The sequence below is a fragment of the Streptomyces sp. NPDC047974 genome (genome assembly GCF_040653375.1).
Classification (GTDB): Bacteria; Actinomycetota; Actinomycetes; order Streptomycetales; family Streptomycetaceae; genus Streptomyces.
The window spans coordinates 77,230-96,196 of sequence record NZ_JBEZNU010000008.1; the positions used below are offsets into that span (position 1 = coordinate 77,230).

Here is an 18,967-nt window from a genome sequence, read left to right on the forward strand (position 1 = left end):
TGGGGACGCGCGGTGGTGCGCGTCCACACGGAGAGAGCGCGGGGGGTCCCCGCTCTTACGCGGGTTTCACCTCCATGAGATGTGACCTACATCACATCTCATGGGGCGGGGTGTCAGCTGTCGAAGCCGAGGCCCAGTTTGTCCATCGTCTTCAGCCAGAGGTTCCGCCGGCCGCCGTTGGCGTCCGCGCGGGCCAGCGACCACTTGGTGATCCCGATGCCGGCCCAGGCGATCGGCTCCGGCGGGAAGGGCAGCGGCTTGGAGCGGACCATGTCCAGGGAGGTGCGCTCGGTGCGCTGCCCGGAGAGCAGGTCCAGCATCACGTCGGCGCCGAAGCGGGTGGCGCCGACGCCGAGGCCGGTGTAGCCCGCCGCGTACGCCACCTTCCCCTGATGGGCGGTGCCGAAGAAGGCCGAGAAGCGCGAGCAGGTGTCGATCGCGCCGCCCCAGGCGTGGCTGAAGCGGAGCCCCTCCAGCTGCGGGAAGCAGGTGAAGAAGTGCTGGGCCAGCTTGAGGTACGTCTCCGGGCGGTGGTCCATCTCCGCCTGCACCTTGCCGCCGAAGCGGTAGACGGCGTCGTAACCGCCCCACAGGATCCGGTTGTCGGCCGTGATCCGGAAGTAGTGGAACTGGTTGGCGGAGTCGCCGAGGCCCTGCCGCCCCTTCCAGCCGACCGCGGCGAGCTGCTCCGCGCTCAGCGGTTCGGTGACCAGCGCGTAGTCGTACACCGGGACGGTGTAGTGGCGCAGCCGCTTGACCAGCGACGGGAAGACGTTGGTGCCGAGGGCGACCCGGCGGGCGGCGACCCGGCCGTAGGGGGTGCGGACGGCCATGCCCGCGCCGGCCGAGACCAGGTCGAGGCCCGGGGTGTTCTCGAAGATCCGCACGCCGAGGTCGAGGCAGGCCCGCTTGAGGCCCCAGGCGAGCTTCGCCGGGTGGAGCATGGCGACGCCCTCGCGGTCCCAGAGGCCGCCCAGGAAGGACGGCGAGTTCACCTCGGCGCGCATGGCGTCCCCGTCGAGGAGGGTGAGGCCCTCGGCGAGGCCGAGCCGGTCGGCCTCCTCGTACCACTCGTGGAGCTCGTCGACCTGGTAGGCCTCGGTGGCCACGTCGATCTCGCCGGTGCGCTCGAACTCGCAGTCCAGCGCGTAGCGGGCGACGGCCTCCTCGATGGCGTCGAGGTTGGCCGTGCCGAGCCGCTCCAGCTTCGGCAGCTCCCCCGGCCAGCGGGAGAGGCCGTTGCCGAAGCCGTGGGTGAGGGAGGCGGCGCAGAAGCCGCCGTTGCGGCCCGAGGCGGCCCAGCCCACCTCGTGGCCTTCGATCAGCACGACGTCCTGGGAGGGGTCGCGCTCCTTGGCGAGGAGCGCGGTCCACAGTCCGCTGTATCCGCCGCCGATCACGAGGAGATCGCACTTCTCGGTACCGGTGAGGGCGGGCAGGGCGCCGGGCTTGCCGGGGTCTTCCAGCCAGAAGGGGACGGGCTGGGCGTCGGAGAGAGATTGTGCAGCGAGACGCATGGCGACTGGGGCCATGGTTTCCAACTCCTTCGGTGCCTGAGGGCTTCCTACGCTCAGGCTGTTGCTGTTTTCTTGCGCCGGTTCGTAATGATTTGCCCGGCCACGACGATCACTACCGCGAGGACGAACATCGCGGTACCGATCACGTTGATCTGAACGGGGGTGCCGCGCTGTGCCGAGCCCCAGACGAACATGGGGAAGGTCACGGTGGAGCCCGCGTTGAAGTTGGTGATGATGAAGTCGTCGAACGAGAGCGCGAAGGCGAGCAGGGCGCCGGCCGCGATGCCGGGAGCGGCGATCGGCAGCGTGACGCGCAGGAAGGTCTGCGCGGGCCCGGCGTAGAGGTCGCGCGCGGCCTCCTCCAGGCGCGGGTCCATGGACATGACCCGGGCCTTGACGGCCGTCACGACGAACGACAGGCAGAACATGATGTGGGCGATGAGGACCGTCCAGAAGCCCAGCTCGATCCCCATGTTCAGGAAGAGGGTGAGCAGCGAGGCGGCCATGACGACCTCGGGCATCGCCATCGGCAGGAAGATCAGCGAGTTGATCGCGCCGCGCGCCCGGAAGCGGTAGCGGACCAGCGCGAAGGCGATCATGGTGCCGAGGACGACGGCGCCGACGGTGGCCCAGGCGGCGAGCTGGAGCGAGAGCGTGAGCGACTCGCACATGTCGGCGACGCCGCAGGGGTCCTTCCAGGCGTCGAGGGAGAACTGCTGCCAGGAGTAGTTGAAGCGCCCGTTCGGCTTGTTGAACGAGAACACCATGACGACGACGTTCGGCAGGATCATGTACGCCAGCGTCAGCAGGCCGGCGATGACGACCAGGTTCTTGCGGATCCAGCTCATCAGACGAGGTCCTCCGTTCCCGCCTTGCGGATGTAGACGGTGACCATGAGGAGCACGATCGCCATGAGGATGAAGGACAGGGCGGCGGCCGTCGGGTAGTCGAGGACGCGGAGGAACTGCGACTGGATGACGTTGCCGATCATCTTGGTGTCGGTGGAGCCGAGCAGTTCGGCGTTGACGTAGTCGCCGCTCGCCGGGATGAAGGTGAGCAGGGTGCCGGAGACGACGCCGGGCATCGACAGCGGGAAGGTCACCTTGCGGAAGGTGGTCGCCGGGGAGGCGTAGAGGTCCTGCGCGGCCTCGTGCAGCCGGCCGTCGATCCGCTCCAGCGAGGTGTAGAGCGGCAGGATCATGAACGGCAGGAAGTTGTACGTGAGGCCGCAGACGACCGCCATCGGCGTGGCGAGCACCCGCTCGCCCTCGGTGAAGCCGAGCCAGCTGGTCACGTCGAGGACGTGCAGCGCGTTGAGCACGTCCACGACGAGGCTGTCGTCGGCGAGGATCGTCTTCCACGCCAGCGTCCGGATGAGGAAGCTGGTGAAGAAGGGCGCGATCACCAGGACGAGCAGCAGGTTGCGCCAGCGTCCGGCCTTGAAGGCGATGAGGTACGCGAGCGGGTAGCCGAGCAGCAGGCAGAGCGCGGTCGCGGTGCCCGCGTACAGCAGGGAGCGCAGCAGCTGCGGCCAGTACTCGGTGAAGGCGTCGACGTACGTCCGGAAGTGCCAGGTGACCTGGAAGCCCTCTTCGAGGGAGCCGGTCTGGACCGAGGTGGAGGCCTGGTAGACGAGCGGCAGGGCGAAGAAGACGAGCAGCCAGAGGATGCCGGGGAGCAGCAGCCAGTAGGGGACGAGCCGCTTGCGGGTGGGAGGCTTGCGCAGAACCGGTTCCTCGACCGGTCCCGGGGCCTCCTTGGCGAGGGTGGTGGTCACGAGGCGTCCTCCACCGTCTCCACGCCCGCGTCGCCCACTGTCCCGGCAAGCAGGGACTGCGCCGCGTCGAGGCCGAAGGTGTGGGCCGGGTTCCAGTGCAGGACGACCTCGGCGCCGGGGCGGAGCCGCGCGTCGCGCTCGATGTTCTGCTCGTAGACCTGGAGCTCCGCTCCGGCCGGCGAGTTCACCACGTACTGGGTGGAGACGCCGATGAAGGAGGAGTCGACGATCCGGCCGGTGACCCGGTTGCGGCCGTCGGCGATCGAGCCCGCGTCGTCGGCGTGCGCGAGCGAGATCTTCTCGGGGCGGACGCCGACGAGGAGCTTGCCGCCCTGGCGGACGGCGTCCGTACAGCGGTCGCCGGGGACCCTGAGCTTGCCGCCGCCGGCGGTGACGACGACGTCGGAACCGGTCTCGGCGACCTCGGCCTCGATGAGGTTGGAGGTGCCGAGGAAGTTGGCGACGAAGGTGGTCCTCGGGTTCTCGTAGAGGTCGGCGGGGGCGCCGAGCTGCTCGACCCGGCCGCCGTTCATGACCGCGACCTGGTCGGCCATGGTCATGGCCTCCTCCTGGTCGTGGGTGACGTGGACGAAGGTGATGCCGACCTCGGTCTGGATCCGCTTGAGCTCCAGCTGCATCTGGCGGCGCAGCTTGAGGTCGAGGGCGCCGAGCGGCTCGTCGAGGAGGAGCACCTGCGGGTGGTTGATGAGCGCGCGGGCCACGGCGACGCGCTGCTGCTGGCCGCCGGAGAGCTGGTGCGGCTTGTGCCTCGCCTTGTCGCCGAGCTGGACGAGCTCCAGCATCTCGTCGACCTGCTTCTTCACCGACTTGATGCCGCGCCGGCGCAGACCGAAGGCGATGTTCTCGGAGATGTCCATGTGCGGGAAGAGCGCGTAGGACTGGAAGACGGTGTTGACCGGACGCTTGTAGGGCGGGAGGTCGGTGACGTCGCGGTCGCCGAGGAAGACGGTGCCGGTGGAGGGGTCCTCCAGGCCGGCGATCATGCGCAGGGTGGTGGTCTTGCCGCAGCCGGAGGCACCGAGCAGGGCGAAGAAGGAGCCCTGGGGGACGGTGAGGTCGAGGGGGTGGACGGCGGTGAAGGAGCCGTAGGTCTTGCTGATCCCGGTGAGTCGGACGTCGCCGCCGGTGGTGTTCTCAGTCATGGGTTTGCGGTCCCGGATCTTCGTGGCTTCGTGGCCTGGTGACGGTGGACGACGGCTCAGGCGCCGATGAGCTTGGCGAACTTCTCCTCGTACGCCGTCTCCTCCTCGCTGGTCAGCGAGCGGAAGGCGCGCGACTTCTTCGCCATGGCCTTGTCCGGGAGGATCAGCGTGTTGGCGGCGAGCTCGGGATCGATCTTCGCCAGTTCGTCCTTGACCCCGTCGACGGGGCACACGTAGTTGATGTAGGCGGCGAGCTGGGCGGCCACCGGGAGCTCGTAGTAGTAGTCGATGAGCTTCTCGGCGTTGGCCTTGTGGCCGGCCTGCGTGGGGACCAGCAGGTTGTCCGTGGACGTGATGTACCCGGCGTTGGGGATGGCGTACTGGATGTCCGGGTTGTCCGCCTGGAGCTGGATGACGTCACCGGCCCACGCGAGACAGGCGGCGAGGTCGCCCTTGTCCAGGTCGGAGGTGTAGTCGTTGCCGGTGAAGCGGCGGATCTGCTTCTTGTCGACGGCCTTCTGGAGACGGCCGACGGCCGCGTCGTAGTCGGCGTCGGTGAAGGTGCCCGGGTCCTTGCCCATGTCGAGCAGGGTCATGCCGATGGTGTCGCGCATCTCGGTGAGGAAGCCGACCCGGCCCTTGAGCGCGGGGTCGTCGAGGAGCTGGCTGACCGAGTCGACCTTCTTCCCGCCGGTCGCCTTCACGTTGTAGGCGATGACGGTGGAGATGCCGGTCCAGGGGTACGAGTAGGCGCGACCCGGGTCCCAGTCGGGGCGGCGGAACTGCGCGGAGAGGTTGGCGTACGCGTTCGGGAGGTTCGCCGGGTCGAGCTTCTGCGCCCAGCCCAGGCGGATGATGCGGGCGGCCAGCCAGTCGGTGACGCAGATCAGGTCGCGGCCGGTGTCCTGGCCGGCCGCGAGCTGCGGTTTGATCTTGCCGAAGAACTCGACGTTGTCGTTGATGTCCTCGGTGTACTTGACCTTGATCCCGGTGCGTTTCGCGAACGCCTCCAGGGTGGGGCGGGACTTCTCGTCCTCGCTGACGTCCATGTACTCGGTCCAGTTGGAGAAGCTGAGGGTCTTCTCCTTGGCGGACCGGTCGGTGGACGCGGGGCCCTGTCCCTCCCGCTTGGCCGGCGGGATGCCGCAGGCCGTGAGGCCGGCGAGACCGCCGACCGTCAGCGCGCCCACGCCACCGGCCCGCAGCAGCGAGCGGCGGCTGAGGGCGCCACGGCCGCTCGTCATGCTGCGCCGGATCGCCGCGAGCTGGGCGGCGGAGAGGCGGTCGGGCTCGTACTGCTCCATGCGCTGTGCCCTTTCGGGATGGTTGCGCCGCTGGTCGGGCGGCTGACTGCTATCGGTCCCCGAAGATCGTGCGGTGCCAGTCCTTGGCCGCCACCGCCGTGTTGTCGAACATCACGTGCTTGACCTGCGTGTACTCCTCGAAGGAGTAGGCGGACATGTCCTTTCCGTAGCCGGAGGCCTTGTAGCCGCCGTGCGGCATCTCGCTGATGATCGGGATGTGGTCGTTCACCCAGACGCAGCCGGCCTTGATCTCGCGGGTGGCCCGGTTCGCCCGGTAGACGTCACGGCTCCAGGCGGAGGCGGCGAGGCCGTACGGGGTGTCGTTGGCGAGCCGGATGCCCTCGTCGTCGGTGTCGAAGGGCAGGGCCACCAGGACGGGTCCGAAGATCTCCGACTGCACGACCTCGCTGTCCTGCGCGGCGCCGGTGATCAGGGTGGGCCGATAGTATGCGCCGTTCTCCAGCTCTCCACCAGGGGCTTCGCCTCCGGTGACGACGGTCGCGTAGCCGCGGGCCCGCTCGACGAAGCCGGCGATCCGGTCGCGGTGGACGTGGGAGACCAGCGGGCCGAGGTCGGTGGCCGGGTCGGCGGGGTCGCCGAGCCGGACGGTCTCCATGAGCTCCGCGACTCGGGCGACGAAGGCGTCGAAGAGGGGCCGCTGGACGTAGGCGCGGGTGGCGGCGGTGCAGTCCTGGCCGGTGTTGATGAGCGAGGCGGCGACGGCGCCGTGGGCGGCGGCCTCCAGGTCGGCGTCGTCGAAGACGACGAAGGGGGCCTTGCCGCCGAGCTCCAGGTGGAGCCGCTTCACGGTGGCGGTGGCGACCTCGGCGACCCGCTTGCCGACCGCGGTGGAGCCGGTGAAGGAGGTCATGACGACGTCGGGGTGGCCGACCAGGTGCTCGCCGGCCTCGCGCCCGCTGCCGGTGACGACGTTGATCACGCCGTCGGGGATGCCGGCGTCCGTGGCCGCCTGGGCGAACATCAGCGAGGTGAGCGGGGTCAGCTCGGCCGGCTTCAGGACGATGGTGTTGCCGGCGGCGATCGCCGGGAGGATCTTCCAGGCGGCCATCTGGAGGGGGTAGTTCCAGGGAGCGATGGAGCCGACCACGCCGATCGGCTCGCGCCGGACGTACGAGGTGTGGTCGCCGGAGTACTCGGCGGCGGACTGGCCCTGGAGGTGGCGGGCCGCGCCGGCGAAGAAGGCGGTGTTGTCGATCGTGCCGGGCACGTCGAACTCGGTGGTGAGCCGGATCGGCTTGCCGCACTGGAGGGACTCGGCCCGGGCGAAGTCCTCGGCCCGCTCGGCGAGGATCCCGGCGAGGCGGTGCAGGGCGTCGGAGCGCTCCCCGGGGGTGGCGCCCGCCCAGCCGGGGAAGGCCGCCTTGGCGGCGGCCACCGCCTCGTCGACGTCCGCGGTGGAGGCGAGCTCGTAGGTGTACACGCTCTCGCCGGTGGCCGGGTCGACGACGCTGTGCGTCCGTCCCGAGGTCCCGGCGCGGAGCTTTCCGCCGATGTACTGCGCGCCGTCCGCGAAGCGGTCCGTCACCTGGAAGCGGTTGCCCATGACGCTCTCCGTTGTCCCAGCTCGAATTGAGTGCCGATCCTGACAGAGGGATACGGCCCTAACAAGGGATTCCGTTGTTGCCTTTTGGTTACTCGACGGAATCGGTCGACCAAGTGTCGAGGTCGCGGGAAAATCTTCGTACGGTCTGTCGCTCGCGGATGCCAGACTCGCGTGCATGATGACCGTCGAAGCGCTGACACAGCAGGTCAGCAGGGGTGAGAAGGTGAAGTGGCTGCACTTCTGGGGCCACCGGCCGGCCCCGGACGGACGGCTCACGCAGAGCTGTCTGAGCCAGTGGTGGCCGTCGCCCTTCGAGGTCGACGGCGTGCGGTACGCGACGGCCGAGCACTGGATGATGGCCGGAAAGGCGCGGCTCTTCGGCGACGCCGAGGCGGAGCGGACGGCGCTCGCCGCCCGCACCCCGGCGGAGGCGAAGAACGCCGGCCGGCTGGTCCGCGGCTTCGACGAGACCGTGTGGGCGCGGGAGCGCGCCGCGATCGTGGTGGCCGGCAGCGTCCACAAGTTCGCCTCGGACGAGGGCCTGCGGGGCTTCCTGCTCGGGACCGGCTCCCGGGTGCTCGTGGAGGCGAGCCCGCTGGACCGGATCTGGGGCATCGGCCTGGCCGCCGGCGACCCCGGCGCCCACGACCCGGCCCGGTGGCGCGGGCTCAACCTCCTGGGCTTCGCGCTGATGGAGGCCCGGGAGCGGCTGCGTACGTCCTGACCCGCCGGTCAGCGGCGGTCGTCGACCACGAGGACCGCCGAGGTCGACTCCTGCACGTCGTTGTCCTCGTACTCGTCGACGCTGATGACGGCCCAGACGATGAAGGCGATCAGCGCCACGCCGAGGACCATGGAGACGATGCCGAGGACGATGCCCGCGGTGGCGGCGCCGCCGTTGCTCGCCTCGCCGCGGTTGGCGCGCCTGCGGCCGACGACGCCGAAGATCAGCGCGAGGATCCCGAGGATGATCGACGGGACGCCGTAGAACCAGAAGAGGCAGGTGCCGATGATGCCGAGCACCATGCCGGCCGTGCCCATGGCGTTGTACTGACCGGGCATCGGTCCGTACGCCGCCGGGTGGACCGGCGGGTAGCCGTACGTGGTCGGGCCGGGCGGCGGGTAGCCGTACCCGGCCGGCGGGCCGGCCTGGTGGCCGTAGACGGGCGGGGACGCCGGCGCGCCGTAGGCGGCCGGGCCGCCGGGGGCGACGGGCGGCGGCGGCAGCTCCCCGTCGGCCGGGCCGGTGGGTATCGAGGTGACCGTCAGCTGGTCGTGGACCGGGGTGCCGGCGGCCGGCCGCTTGCCGAGGTCCACCGGCCCGGCCTGCTCGGCCGGTTCGGCCCGCCGCTCCGGCGGGGCCCACGGATCGGTGGTCTCCCGGTTCCCCGGGCGCGGCTCTGCGTTCTCGGACAATCTGGGCTCCCCTCGTGGTCCCGTCATGCTACGGCGTCACGGACGCCCGGCCCCGACCGGCCTACGATGATCCGATGACCGACCTCCACCCCTTCATCGCGGGCCTTCCCAAGGCCGAGCTGCACGTCCACCACGTGGGCTCCGCCTCCCCGCGGATCGTCTCCGAGCTGGCCGCCCGGCACCCGGACTCCAAGGTCCCGACGGACCCGGAGGCGCTCGCCGACTACTTCACGTTCACCGACTTCGCGCACTTCATCGAGGTGTACCTCTCGGTCGTGGACCTGGTGCGCACCCCGGAGGACGTCCGGCTCCTGACCTTCGAGGTCGCCCGTGACATGGCCCGGCAGAACATCCGCTACGCCGAGCTGACCGTCACCCCGTACTCCTCCACCCGCCGCGGCATCGACGAGCGCGCCTTCATGGCGGCGATCGAGGACGCCCGCAAGGCGGCGGAGGCCGAGTTCGGCACCGTGCTGCGCTGGTGCTTCGACATCCCCGGCGAGGCCGGCCTGGAGTCCGCCGCGGAGACCGCGCGGCTCGCCACCACCGACGGCATCCGGCCCGAGGGCCTGGTCTCCTTCGGTCTCGGCGGCCCGGAGATCGGGGTGCCGCGCCCGCAGTTCAAGCCGTACTTCGATCAGGCCAGGGCGGCCGGGCTCCACTCGGTGCCGCACGCCGGCGAGACCACCGGGCCCGAGACCGTCTGGGACGCGATCCGCGACCTGGGCGCCGAGCGCATCGGCCACGGCACCAGCTCGGTCCGCGACCCGGAGCTGCTCGCGTACCTGGCGGAGCACCGGATCGCCCTGGAGGTCTGCCCGACCTCCAACATCGCGACCCGCGCGGTGGCCACCCTCGACGAGCACCCGATCCGGGCCATGGTCGACGCCGGGGTCCTCGTCACGGTCAACAGCGACGACCCGCCGATGTTCGGCAGCGACCTCAACAACGAGTACGCGGTCGCCGCCCGGCTCCTCGGCCTCGACGAGCGCGGTCTGGCCGCCCTGGCGAAGAACGCCGTGGAGGCGTCCTTCCTCGACGCGGACGGCAAGCTGCGGCTCGCCGCCGAGATCGACACGTACACGGAGGACTGGCTGGCGCGCTGAGCCCCGGCGAAGAATGGCCCCATGCGATCCGTCACTGTCGTAGGCCACCGCGGCGACCCGTACCGCGCCCGTGAGAACACCCTCCCCTCGATCGGCTCCGCCTTCGAGCGGGGGGCGGACGCGGTCGAGGTCGACGTCCGCCTCACCGAGGACGGCGTGCCCGTCCTCCTCCACGACGACACCCTGAAGCGGCTGTGGGGCCACGACCGCCCGCTCTCCTCGCTCACCCACGCGCGGCTGCGCGAGCTGACGTCCGACGGGGTGCCGACGCTCCGCGAGGCGCTGCTCGCGGCCGGGCCGCACCGGCTGATGCTGGACCTGCCCGGCGGGAACGAGGAGTCGGTGCGGCGCATCGTCGGCACGGTCCGCGAGGCGGGCGCGGGCGAGCGGGTCTTCTACTGCGCGGGCGCCGTCGCCATGCTCCAGGTGCGGGCCGCCGACCCGCACGCCGAGATCGCGCTCACCTGGACCTCGCTGGCCCCGGCCCGCCCGGTGCTGCTCGACGCGGTCCGCCCGAAGTGGCTCAACTACCGTTTCGGGCTGGTGAGTCCGGCACTGACCGAGCGCGTGCACCGGGACGGGCTGCTCGTCTCGGCCTGGACGCCGGACACCCGCAGGAGCATGCGTAGGCTGATCGCGAACGGGGTCGACTCGATCACCACGAACCGGGTCGACGTCCTCGCCGCCGTCCTGCGAAAGGCTCCCTGATGAACGACCGGATCCGCACCGACATCGCCCACAACGCCCGGGTGTGGAACTACTGGCTGGGAGGCAAGGACAACTACCCGGTGGACCGCGCGGTCGGCGACCAGGTCACCGCCTTCCACCCGGGCATCGGCGAAGTCGCCCGCGCCGACCGGGCGTTCCTCGGCCGCGTGGTGACCCGGCTGGCCGGGGAGGGGACGCGCCAGTTCCTCGACATCGGGACCGGGCTGCCGACCGCCGACAACACCCACGAGGTGGCGCAGCGGGTCGCGGCGGACGCCAGGATCGTCTACGTCGACAACGACCCGATCGTCCTCACCCACGCCCGCGCCCTGCTGACCAGCTCCCCCGAGGGCGTCACCGAGTACGTCGACGCGGACGCCCACGACCCGGAGAAGATCCTGGCGGCGGCCGGTGAGGTGCTCGACTTCTCCCGCCCGGTCGCGGTCCTGATGCTCGGCATCCTCAACTTCGTCCTGGACACCGACGAGGCCCGCGGGATCGTCCGCACCCTGATGGCGGCCGTGCCGTCCGGCAGCCATCTCGTCCTCACCCACCCGACCCTCGAACCGGAGCTGGGCGGCGAGGGCAACAAGGCGGCGATGGCCTTCTGGAACGCGAACGCCACGCCGCCCATCACCGCCCGCACCCGCGAGGAGTTCACCTCCTTCTTCGACGGCCTGGACCTCCTCGCGCCCGGCATCGTCTCCTGCTCCCGCTGGGGCGCCCCGGACGCCGCCGCGGTGGCCCAGTTCGGTGCGGTGGGCCGCAAGCCGTGATCAGGCCGACGCCGTGCGGACCGCCGTCGGAGCGACGCCCTGGGCGGCCTCCAGCCGCTTGATGAGCCGGCGGACGTGGAGCAGCGGCAGGATCCCGAAGACGCCGAAGGACATGTCGATCACCGACCACCAGAAGGGGATGTCGCGGATCGGTCCGCAGATCAGGGCGAGGGGGATGATCCCGACGCAGGCGATCATGCCGAACTCGACGACCCAGATGTTGCGGACCGGGTCGCGGTAGGGCCCGTAGAAGGCGACGGCGATGACGAGGTGGGCGAAGGCGAGCCAGTCGGTGCCGTAGAGGAGGTACGGGGCGTCGGCGCCGGCCGCCTCGACTCCGCCGGCCACCTTGTGGATCCATTCGGCGAGCCCGGGCAGGGCCTCGGCGACGGGCGCGGCCCAGCCGGTCAACGAGGAGTCGAGCCAGCGGAGTTCGGTGACGAGCGGGAAGGCCGTGGCCCCGCTCAGGACGAGGCAGACGACGAAGAGGATCAGCCAGGCGCGAATGCGCGCGAGAAGGGCTCTCGGCCCGTTCGAGTCGCTCATGGGGGTAGCGTACGCCCCCACTTGAACGCGTTCAGATCCGGGGGCGAGACGGCGGGCGGCCGTGTGCGCGAGGACCGTCGCCCCGGCGGCGGGAGCCCGTGGGCGGCCGTCCGGGGCCTCGGTCCGCGCGGCCTGTGGCCCGATCAGGTCACAGGCCGACGATCCCGTTCCAGCGCTTGGCCATCGCCTTGCGCTCGGCGGAGGTGATGTCGCGGGCGGTGGCGAGGCGGGCGCGCATCTCCTTGTCCGGGAAGACGAGCGGGTCCTCGGCGAGGGCGGCCAGTTCCTCGTCGCCGGAGTCGGCGAGGACGGTCCGGGCGGCCGGGACGGGGCAGACGTAGTTGACCCAGGCGGCCAGTTCGGCGGCGACCTCGGGCTCGTAGTAGTAGTCCACCAGCTTCTCGGCGTTGGCCTTGTGGCGCGCGAGGTTGGGGATCAGGAGCGACTCGGCCCACAGTTCGCCGCCCTCCTCGGGGACGACGAACTCGATGTCGGGGTCGTCGGCCTGGAGCTGGATGACGTCGCCGGAGTACGCCTGGCAGGCCAGGACGTCGCCGGCGGCCAGGTCCTTGATGTAGTCGTTGCCGGTGAAGCGGCGGATGTGCTTCGTGCGGACCAGGTCCTCGATCCGGTCGCAGACGGCGTGGAAGTCGTCCTGGGTCCAGCGGGTGACGTCCGCGCCGTCGCCCTGCATGAGCAGCGGGATCGCCTCGTCCAGGCCGGAGAGGAGGGTGACCTTGCCGCGCAGGTCGGCGTCCCAGAGCTGGCGGGTGGAGCGCAGTTCGCGGCCGAGCCTGCGGCGGTTGTAGGCGATGCCGGTGATGCCGGACTGCCAGGGCACGGAGTGGAGCCGGCCGGGGTCGAAGGCGGGGCGGAGGAGCTGGGGGTCGAGGTGGCCGGCGACGTTCGTCTGGGCGGCGCGGTCCATCTTCTGGACCCAGCCGAGACGGACGAAGCGGGCCGCCATCCAGTCGCTGACGACGACGAGGTCGCGGTCGACGGGCTGCCCGTTCATCAGGGCCGGGCCGATCTTCCCGAAGAACTCGTCGTTGTCGTTGATCTCCTCCGTGTAGTGGACGGAGATCCCGGTCCGCTCCCGGAAGGCGTCGAGGCTGGGCCGCCTGCGCGGATCGTCGTCGTCGGTGTCGATGTAGAGCGGCCAGTTGGCGAAGGTGAGGCTCCGCTCGCGGCCCGACAGGTCCCGGGCGGCGCGCCGGTCCTCGGAGACGTACGCGGGCTTCACGCCGCACGCGGCGAGGAGGCCGCCGGCTCCGGCGGCGCCGAGGCCCGTCAGGACGGACCGGCGGGTCATGGGTTTCCTGGCTGTCGCTCTCACCCGCCGAGCATCCCGCCGGGCTCCGGGCCGTCGCAATGGACGGTCCGTCGAGCGGCACGGCACGGCCCCGACACCTTGTCGATCATCGGATCGACCGGTGCCGGGGCCGTACGCGGTGCTACCGGGCGGTTCAGCCCAGCGAGGTCATCACGTGCTTGATGCGCGTGTAGTCCTCGAAGCCGTACGCGGAGAGGTCCTTGCCGTAGCCGGACTTCTTGAAGCCGCCGTGCGGCATCTCGGCGACCAGCGGGATGTGGGTGTTGATCCACACACAGCCGAAGTCGAGCGAGCGGGACATGCGCATGGCGCGCTGGTGGTCCTTGGTCCAGACGGAGGAGGCCAGGGCGAACTCGACGCCGTTGGCGTACTCCAGGGCCTGCGCCTCGTCCGTGAAGGACTGGACGGTGATGACCGGGCCGAAGACCTCGTTCTGGATGATCTCGTCGTCCTGCTTGAGGCCGGAGACGACGGTCGGGGCGTAGAAGTAGCCCTTGTCGCCGACGCGGTGACCGCCGGCCTCGACCTTGGCGTGGGCCGGGAGGCGGTCGATGAAGCCGGCGACCTGCTTCAGCTGGTTGGCGTTGTTGAGCGGGCCGTAGAGCACGTCCTCGTCGTCCGGCTGACCGGTCTTCGTCTCGACGGCGGCCTTGGCGAGGGCGGCGACGAACTCGTCGTGGATGGACTCGTGGACGAGCACGCGGGTGGCGGCGGTGCAGTCCTGGCCGGCGTTGAAGAAGCCGGCGACGGAGATGTCCTCGACGGCCTTCTCGATGTCGGTGTCCTCGAAGACGACGACCGGGGCCTTGCCGCCCAGCTCCAGGTGGACGCGCTTGACGTCCTTGGACGCCGACTCGGCGACCTGCATGCCGGCCCGGACGGAGCCGGTGATGGAGGCCATCGCCGGGGTCGGGTGCTCGACCATCGCGCGGCCGGTCTCGCGGTCGCCGCAGATGACGTTGAAGACGCCCTTGGGGACGATCGAACCGATGATCTCGGCGATCAGGACCGTGGACGCGGGGGTGGTGTCCGAGGGCTTGAGGACGACCGTGTTGCCCGCGGCGAGGGCCGGGGCGAACTTCCACACGGCCATCATCATCGGGTAGTTCCACGGCGCGACCTGCGCGCAGACGCCGACCGGCTCGCGGCGGATGATCGAGGTCATGCCCTCCATGTACTCGCCGGCCGAGCGGCCTTCGAGGAGACGGGCGGCACCCGCGAAGAAGCGGATCTGGTCCACCATCGGCGGGACCTCCTCGCTCGCGACGAGGGCGGTCGGCTTGCCGGTGTTCAGGACCTCGGCGGCGATGAGCTCCTCGGCGCGCTCCTCGAACGCGTCCGCGATCTTGAGGAGCACCTTCTGGCGCTCGGACGGCGTGGTGTCGCGCCAGGCGGGGAAGGCGGCCGCGGCGGCCTCCATGGCGGCGTCGACGTCGGCCTGGCCGGAGAGCGGGGAGGTCGCGTACACCTCGCCGGTGGCCGGGTTGATCACCTCGATGGTGCGGCCGTCGGCCGCGTCGCGGAACTCCCCGTCGATGTAGTTGCGCAGCCGGCGCAGCTCGGTGGTCACTTGCCACCCCTCCTGTCACGTTTGTTCCGCACGGCCTTGTGCGGGCGTCCCGATGGGTGAGACACCTCAGCCTACTGGTTCGGCTGACGCTTTCAACAGCCCCGAGCCCCCTCGACTTCGGATTCAGTGACTTCAAGGGCCCTTCGCAACGAATTTCATCGCTTCGGGGTTGCGCGACTGCGCATCTCGGTGCACAGTGAAGGCGTGGCCAGTCGAAGCACAGACTCCAGAACCGGAACCGGTTCGTCCCCTACGGTCGATGCCGTCTCCCTGGCGATCATCGAGCAGCTCCAGGAGGACGGCCGCCGCCCCTACGCCGCCATCGGCAAGGCCGTCGGCCTCTCCGAAGCGGCCGTGCGGCAGCGCGTCCAGAAGCTCCTCGACCAGGGCGTCATGCAGATCGTCGCCGTCACCGACCCGCTCACCGTGGGCCTCCGGCGCCAGGCGATGGTCGGCATCCACGTCGAGGGCGACCTTGATCCGGTCGCGGAGGCGCTGACCGACATGCCCGAGTGCGAGTACGTGGTGATGACCGCGGGCTCGTTCGACCTGATGGTGGAGATCGTCTGCGAGGACGACGACCACCTTCTGGACGTGATCAACAAAAGGATCCGCACGCTCCCCGGCGTGCGCTCCACCGAGAGCTTCGTTTACCTGAAGCTCAAGAAGCAGACCTATATGTGGGGAACCCGATAACCGTGACCCAGTCCCGCAGCGACCTGTCAAAGTCCGCCTACGACCACCTGTGGATGCACTTCACCCGCATGTCGTCGTACGAGAACAGCCCCGTCCCCACCATCGTCCGAGGTGAGGGCACCTACATCTTCGACGACAAGGGCAAGCGCTACCTCGACGGTCTCGCGGGCCTCTTCGTGGTCAACGCCGGTCACGGCCGCCAGGAGCTGGCCGAGGTCGCGTACAAGCAGGCCCAGGAGCTCGCCTTCTTCCCGGTGTGGTCGTACGCCCACCCCAAGGCCGTCGAGCTCGCCGAGCGCCTCGCCGACTACGCCCCGGGCGACCTCAACAAGGTCTTCTTCACCACCGGTGGCGGCGAGGCCGTCGAGACCGCGTGGAAGCTCGCCAAGCAGTACTTCAAGCTCCAGGGCAAGCACACCAAGTACAAGGTCATCTCGCGTGCGGTCGCCTACCACGGCACCCCGCAGGGCGCCCTGTCCATCACCGGCCTGCCGGCCCTGAAGGCCCCCTTCGAGCCGCTGGTCCCCGGCGCGCACAAGGTGCCGAACACCAACATCTACCGTGCGCCGATCTTCGGCGACGACCCGGAGGCCTTCGGCCGCTGGGCCGCCGACCAGATCGAGGCCCAGATCCTCTTCGAGGGCCCCGACACCGTCGCCGCCGTCTTCCTGGAGCCGGTGCAGAACGCCGGCGGCTGCTTCCCGCCGCCGCCCGGCTACTTCCAGCGCGTCCGCGAGATCTGCGACCAGTACGACGTGCTCCTCGTCTCCGACGAGACGATCTGCGCCTTCGGCCGCCTCGGCACGATGTTCGCCTGTGACAAGTTCGGCTACGTGCCGGACATGATCACCTGCGCCAAGGGCATGACCTCGGGCTACTCCCCGATCGGCGCCTGCATCGTCTCGGACCGCATCGCCGAGCCGTTCTACAAGGGCGACAACACCTTCCTGCACGGCTACACCTTCGGTGGCCACCCGGTGTCCTCGGCGGTCGCCATCGCCAACCTCGACATCTTCGACAAGGAAGGCCTCAACCAGCACGTGCTGGACAACGAGGGCGCCTTCTTCTCGACGCTGTCGAAGCTGCACGACCTCCCGATCGTCGGCGACGTCCGCGGCAACGGGTACTTCTACGGCATCGAGCTCGTCAAGGACAAGGCCACCAAGGAGTCCTTCAACGACGAGGAGGTGGAGCGCGTCCTGTACGGCTTCCTCTCCAAGGCGCTGTACGACGCCGGCCTGTACTGCCGCGCCGACGACCGCGGCGACCCGGTCATCCAGCTGGCCCCGCCGCTCATCGCCGACCAGGGCACCTTCGACGAGATCGAGGGCATCCTGCGCAGCGTGCTCACCGAGGCGTGGACCAAGCTGTAGGCCCCCGGCGCCACGCCGCCCTCACGGCGTGACCCCCGGCCCGGGCATGCCGCCATCCGAGTGGATGGCGGCGGCCCGGGCCGCGTGCTGTCCGTACAAACGGATCCGAATACTTACGGTGCCCAGTGACCGACAGGCCCGGTCCTCGTTCCCCCGGACGGGGGAACGGCAAGAATCGGATCCGACATCGAGGTGTACGCGATGGCCCCACCGGACAACGACGTGCTCTGGGCGCGTTCCCTGCACTGCTCCCTGGGCGGCACGGAGGCCCTCAGCGGCGTCTCCGTCGGCGTCCGCGAGGGCGAGATCCTCGCCGTGACCGGCCCCCGAGGCAGCGGCAAGACCACCCTCCTGCGCTGCCTCTCCGGCGAACTCGCCGCCCAGAAGGGCGAGGTCTGGTTCAACAGCTCCCCCGTCCACACCCTCCCCCCGGCCGGCCGCGAACGGCTCCGGCGCGAACGCTTCGGATGGATCGGCCCCGACGACGGCCTCGTCCCCGAACTCACCGCCTGGGAGAACACCGCCCTGCCGCTGCTGCTGCGCGGGGTCCCCCACCGGGCCGCCCGCACCGCCGCCTGCGAATGGCTCGACCGCCTCGACACCGGCGCCTGCGCCCGCCTCCGCCCGCACGCGCTCACCCGCTCCCAGCGCCAGCGCACCGCCATCGCCCGCGCGCTCGCCGCCGCGCCCTCGGTCCTCTTCGCCGACGAACCCACCGCCGCCCTGCACCGGGCCGACGGCGCACAGGTGCTCCGCACCCTCACCGCCGCCGCCCGCTCGCACGGCATCACCGTGCTCCTCGCCACCCACGACCCGGAGGTCGCGGCGCTCGCCGACCGCACGGTCACCCTCCTCGACGGACGCCGGGCCGGCAGCGTGCCGCCCGCCACGGGGGCGGAGGGCGTCGCCGCGTGCTCGCTCTCCGTCTAGTCCGCGGCTCCCACCCGCTGGTCCAGCTGCGGCGGCTCCTCGTCGCCGCGGCCGCCGCGGGCGTGGGCTTCCTGCTGCTCTGCACCCTCGGCTACGCCGTCGGCCACCCCGAACACTCCGCCGCCTCCGCGCTGCGGCTGCTCTGGTGCGCGCTGCCGATCGCCGCCACCGTCCAGTTCGCCGTCGCCGTCGCCCGCACCGACCCCGCCACCCGGCCCCGCCCCGGACTCTCCTCGATCGGCCTCGGCCCGGCCCGGCTCACCGCCATCGCCGCCGCCTCGACCGCCGTCGCCTGCACCCTCGGCTCGATGGTCGCCCTCCTCGTCTACCTCCACCTGCGCGGCGACATCACCGGCCTCCCCTTCGACGGCGCCGCCGCCGGACTGCTCGCCGCCGACCAGCCGCTGCCGCTGGCCGCCGCCCTCACCCTGCTCGCGATCGTCCCGGTCGCCGGCGCCACCGCCGCCGGCCTCGCCCTGCGCCCCCGCACCGGCACCCCCGCCCCCGAGGGCGCCGCCCGCCCGGTCCCGAACGGCCTGCCGTGGGGCGTCGCGCTCGTCGCCGTCGGCCTCGCCGTGGAGACGTACGCGGGCCGCGGCGGCGACGGCGGCGTCGCCCTGCCCGGCCGCTTCGACGGCTCCCCCGCCGGTGTCCTCGCCGGCTGGATCCTCACCGCCGCCGGGCTCGCGCTCGCCGGGCCCGGCCTCACCCACCTGTGCGGCCGGCTCCTGCAGACCGCCCGCCCCGGAGCCGTACGCCTCCTCGCCGGACGGGTCCTCATGGACGAGGCCACCCGCATCGGCCGCCCCCTCGGCGTGGTCTGCGCGGTCCTCTCCGGCACCCTCGCCGCCGCCACCGTGTACGCCGCAGGAAACGGCGGCACCGCCTTCGGACCCCTCACCGGACTCGGCGCCGGCGTCGTCCTGGCCTGCACCACGGCGACCCTGCTCACCGCCGCCCTGGAGTCCCGCCAGTGCCGCGCCCACACCACCGAGGCGCTCGCCCGGCTCGGCGCCCCGCCGACCGTGCTGCGCACCGCCGCCCTGCTGCGGGCCGGCGCCCTGCTCGCCCTCTTCCTCCCGCTGACCTGGCTCGTCGGCGAACTCGCCGCCCTGCCCCTGACGGCCTGACGGCCCGACGGCCCGGAGAAAACCAGCGGGCCCCGTCGCCATGGGCCGCCTATCGTGG

Annotated in this window: 18 protein-coding genes; 8 read left to right on the plus strand and 10 right to left on the minus strand. The window is 71.0% G+C overall.

All coding sequences use genetic code 11. The annotated features are described in order from the left end of the window. Positions 1–113: 113 nt before the first annotated feature. The 6 genes from AB0E19_RS13940 to AB0E19_RS13965 are packed head-to-tail and all read right to left on the minus strand — an operon-like array spanning position 114 to position 7,325. Entirely contained in the window at positions 114–1,532 is a 1,419-nt protein-coding gene (locus AB0E19_RS13940) for an FAD-binding oxidoreductase (protein WP_362178261.1), read from the minus strand. Positions 1,533–1,570: 38 nt separating this feature from the next. Then, positions 1,571–2,365: an ABC transporter permease gene (locus AB0E19_RS13945; RefSeq protein ID WP_360601672.1), complete on the minus strand. Its 795-nt coding sequence runs from the start codon at positions 2,363–2,365 to the stop codon at positions 1,571–1,573. Beyond that, positions 2,365–3,294, minus strand: a complete 930-nt coding sequence (locus tag AB0E19_RS13950) for an ABC transporter permease (protein ID WP_360601674.1) — start codon at positions 3,292–3,294, stop codon at positions 2,365–2,367. The genes AB0E19_RS13945 and AB0E19_RS13950 overlap by 1 nt, the downstream gene beginning before the upstream one ends. Further along, positions 3,291–4,457 (minus strand): ABC transporter ATP-binding protein, encoded by a 1,167-nt coding sequence (locus AB0E19_RS13955; protein WP_362178267.1) that lies wholly within the window; start codon positions 4,455–4,457, stop codon positions 3,291–3,293. The genes AB0E19_RS13950 and AB0E19_RS13955 overlap by 4 nt, the downstream gene beginning before the upstream one ends. A gap of 56 nt (positions 4,458–4,513) precedes the next feature. Then, the gene (locus tag AB0E19_RS13960; RefSeq protein WP_362178270.1) at positions 4,514–5,761 is read right to left on the minus strand and encodes a spermidine/putrescine ABC transporter substrate-binding protein; all 1,248 of its coding nucleotides are present in this window, start codon (positions 5,759–5,761) and stop codon (positions 4,514–4,516) included. Between the two features lie 49 nt (positions 5,762–5,810). Further along, positions 5,811–7,325, minus strand: a complete 1,515-nt coding sequence (locus AB0E19_RS13965) for a gamma-aminobutyraldehyde dehydrogenase (RefSeq protein ID WP_362178273.1) — start codon at positions 7,323–7,325, stop codon at positions 5,811–5,813. A 175-nt stretch (positions 7,326–7,500) separates the two neighbouring features. Here AB0E19_RS13965 and AB0E19_RS13970 point away from each other — a divergent pair, with 175 nt between their 5' ends. Continuing rightward, a complete protein-coding gene (locus tag AB0E19_RS13970; protein WP_362178276.1) occupies positions 7,501–8,049 on the plus strand; it encodes an NADAR family protein in 549 nt (182 codons plus the stop codon). A gap of 8 nt (positions 8,050–8,057) precedes the next feature. On the opposite strand, the gene AB0E19_RS13975 is transcribed toward AB0E19_RS13970, so the two are convergent. Next, positions 8,058–8,741, minus strand: a complete 684-nt coding sequence (locus AB0E19_RS13975; protein WP_362178279.1) for a DUF4190 domain-containing protein — start codon at positions 8,739–8,741, stop codon at positions 8,058–8,060. A 74-nt stretch (positions 8,742–8,815) separates the two neighbouring features. Between AB0E19_RS13975 and AB0E19_RS13980 the strand changes: the two genes are divergently transcribed. Genes AB0E19_RS13980 through AB0E19_RS13990 form a run of 3 tightly spaced genes read left to right on the plus strand, consistent with a single transcriptional unit; the run spans position 8,816 to position 11,331 of the window. Next, complete coding sequence (locus AB0E19_RS13980) at positions 8,816–9,847, plus strand: adenosine deaminase (protein WP_362178282.1); 1,032 nt, start codon at positions 8,816–8,818, stop codon at positions 9,845–9,847. A 21-nt stretch (positions 9,848–9,868) separates the two neighbouring features. Then, positions 9,869–10,555, plus strand: a complete 687-nt coding sequence (locus tag AB0E19_RS13985; RefSeq protein WP_362178285.1) for a glycerophosphodiester phosphodiesterase — start codon at positions 9,869–9,871, stop codon at positions 10,553–10,555. Further along, positions 10,555–11,331: an SAM-dependent methyltransferase gene (locus tag AB0E19_RS13990; protein WP_362178288.1), complete on the plus strand. Its 777-nt coding sequence runs from the start codon at positions 10,555–10,557 to the stop codon at positions 11,329–11,331. The genes AB0E19_RS13985 and AB0E19_RS13990 overlap by 1 nt, the downstream gene beginning before the upstream one ends. Here AB0E19_RS13990 and AB0E19_RS13995 read toward each other — a convergent pair whose 3' ends face one another. The 3 genes from AB0E19_RS13995 to AB0E19_RS14005 form a co-directional block, all read right to left on the minus strand. Continuing rightward, complete coding sequence (locus tag AB0E19_RS13995; RefSeq protein WP_362178291.1) at positions 11,332–11,877, minus strand: hypothetical protein; 546 nt, start codon at positions 11,875–11,877, stop codon at positions 11,332–11,334. A 148-nt stretch (positions 11,878–12,025) separates the two neighbouring features. Next, entirely contained in the window at positions 12,026–13,189 is a 1,164-nt protein-coding gene (locus tag AB0E19_RS14000) for a spermidine/putrescine ABC transporter substrate-binding protein (protein ID WP_362178294.1), read from the minus strand. Positions 13,190–13,343: 154 nt separating this feature from the next. Next, on the minus strand, positions 13,344–14,780 hold the full coding sequence (locus AB0E19_RS14005; RefSeq protein ID WP_362178298.1) for a gamma-aminobutyraldehyde dehydrogenase: 1,437 nt from the start codon (positions 14,778–14,780) through the stop codon (positions 13,344–13,346). 204 nt (positions 14,781–14,984) lie between these two features. On the opposite strand from AB0E19_RS14005, the gene AB0E19_RS14010 reads away from it, so the two are divergent. From AB0E19_RS14010 to AB0E19_RS14025, 4 genes are all read left to right on the plus strand, one after another. Beyond that, positions 14,985–15,476, plus strand: coding sequence for an Lrp/AsnC family transcriptional regulator (locus tag AB0E19_RS14010; protein WP_229851417.1), 492 nt, complete (start codon positions 14,985–14,987; stop codon positions 15,474–15,476). Further along, positions 15,461–16,849, plus strand: a complete 1,389-nt coding sequence (locus AB0E19_RS14015) for an aspartate aminotransferase family protein (RefSeq protein ID WP_362178302.1) — start codon at positions 15,461–15,463, stop codon at positions 16,847–16,849. The genes AB0E19_RS14010 and AB0E19_RS14015 overlap by 16 nt, the downstream gene beginning before the upstream one ends. 201 nt (positions 16,850–17,050) lie before the next feature. Continuing rightward, positions 17,051–17,779, plus strand: coding sequence for an ATP-binding cassette domain-containing protein (locus AB0E19_RS14020; protein WP_362178305.1), 729 nt, complete (start codon positions 17,051–17,053; stop codon positions 17,777–17,779). Continuing rightward, positions 17,761–18,909, plus strand: coding sequence for a hypothetical protein (locus AB0E19_RS14025; RefSeq protein ID WP_362178308.1), 1,149 nt, complete (start codon positions 17,761–17,763; stop codon positions 18,907–18,909). Before AB0E19_RS14020 ends, AB0E19_RS14025 begins: the two co-directional genes overlap by 19 nt. Positions 18,910–18,967: the final 58 nt, after the last annotated feature.

Excerpts from the sequence above, each read along its gene's own strand:
- AB0E19_RS14000 (WP_362178294.1), bottom strand. The coding sequence starts at position 13,189 with ATGACCCGCCGGTCCGTCCTGACGGGCCTCGGCGCCGCCGGAGCCGGC.
- AB0E19_RS13995 (WP_362178291.1), bottom strand. The coding sequence starts at position 11,877 with ATGAGCGACTCGAACGGGCCGAGAGCCCTTCTCGCGCGCATTCGCGCC.
- AB0E19_RS13945 (WP_360601672.1), bottom strand. The coding sequence starts at position 2,365 with ATGAGCTGGATCCGCAAGAACCTGGTCGTCATCGCCGGCCTGCTGACG.
- AB0E19_RS13940 (WP_362178261.1), bottom strand. The coding sequence starts at position 1,532 with ATGGCCCCAGTCGCCATGCGTCTCGCTGCACAATCTCTCTCCGACGCC.
- AB0E19_RS13970 (WP_362178276.1), top strand. The coding sequence starts at position 7,501 with ATGATGACCGTCGAAGCGCTGACACAGCAGGTCAGCAGGGGTGAGAAG.
- AB0E19_RS14020 (WP_362178305.1), top strand. The coding sequence starts at position 17,051 with ATGGCCCCACCGGACAACGACGTGCTCTGGGCGCGTTCCCTGCACTGC.
- AB0E19_RS13985 (WP_362178285.1), top strand. The coding sequence starts at position 9,869 with ATGCGATCCGTCACTGTCGTAGGCCACCGCGGCGACCCGTACCGCGCC.
- AB0E19_RS13955 (WP_362178267.1), bottom strand. The coding sequence starts at position 4,457 with ATGACTGAGAACACCACCGGCGGCGACGTCCGACTCACCGGGATCAGC.
- AB0E19_RS13965 (WP_362178273.1), bottom strand. The coding sequence starts at position 7,325 with ATGGGCAACCGCTTCCAGGTGACGGACCGCTTCGCGGACGGCGCGCAG.
- AB0E19_RS13990 (WP_362178288.1), top strand. The coding sequence starts at position 10,555 with ATGAACGACCGGATCCGCACCGACATCGCCCACAACGCCCGGGTGTGG.
- AB0E19_RS13980 (WP_362178282.1), top strand. The coding sequence starts at position 8,816 with ATGACCGACCTCCACCCCTTCATCGCGGGCCTTCCCAAGGCCGAGCTG.
- AB0E19_RS13960 (WP_362178270.1), bottom strand. The coding sequence starts at position 5,761 with ATGGAGCAGTACGAGCCCGACCGCCTCTCCGCCGCCCAGCTCGCGGCG.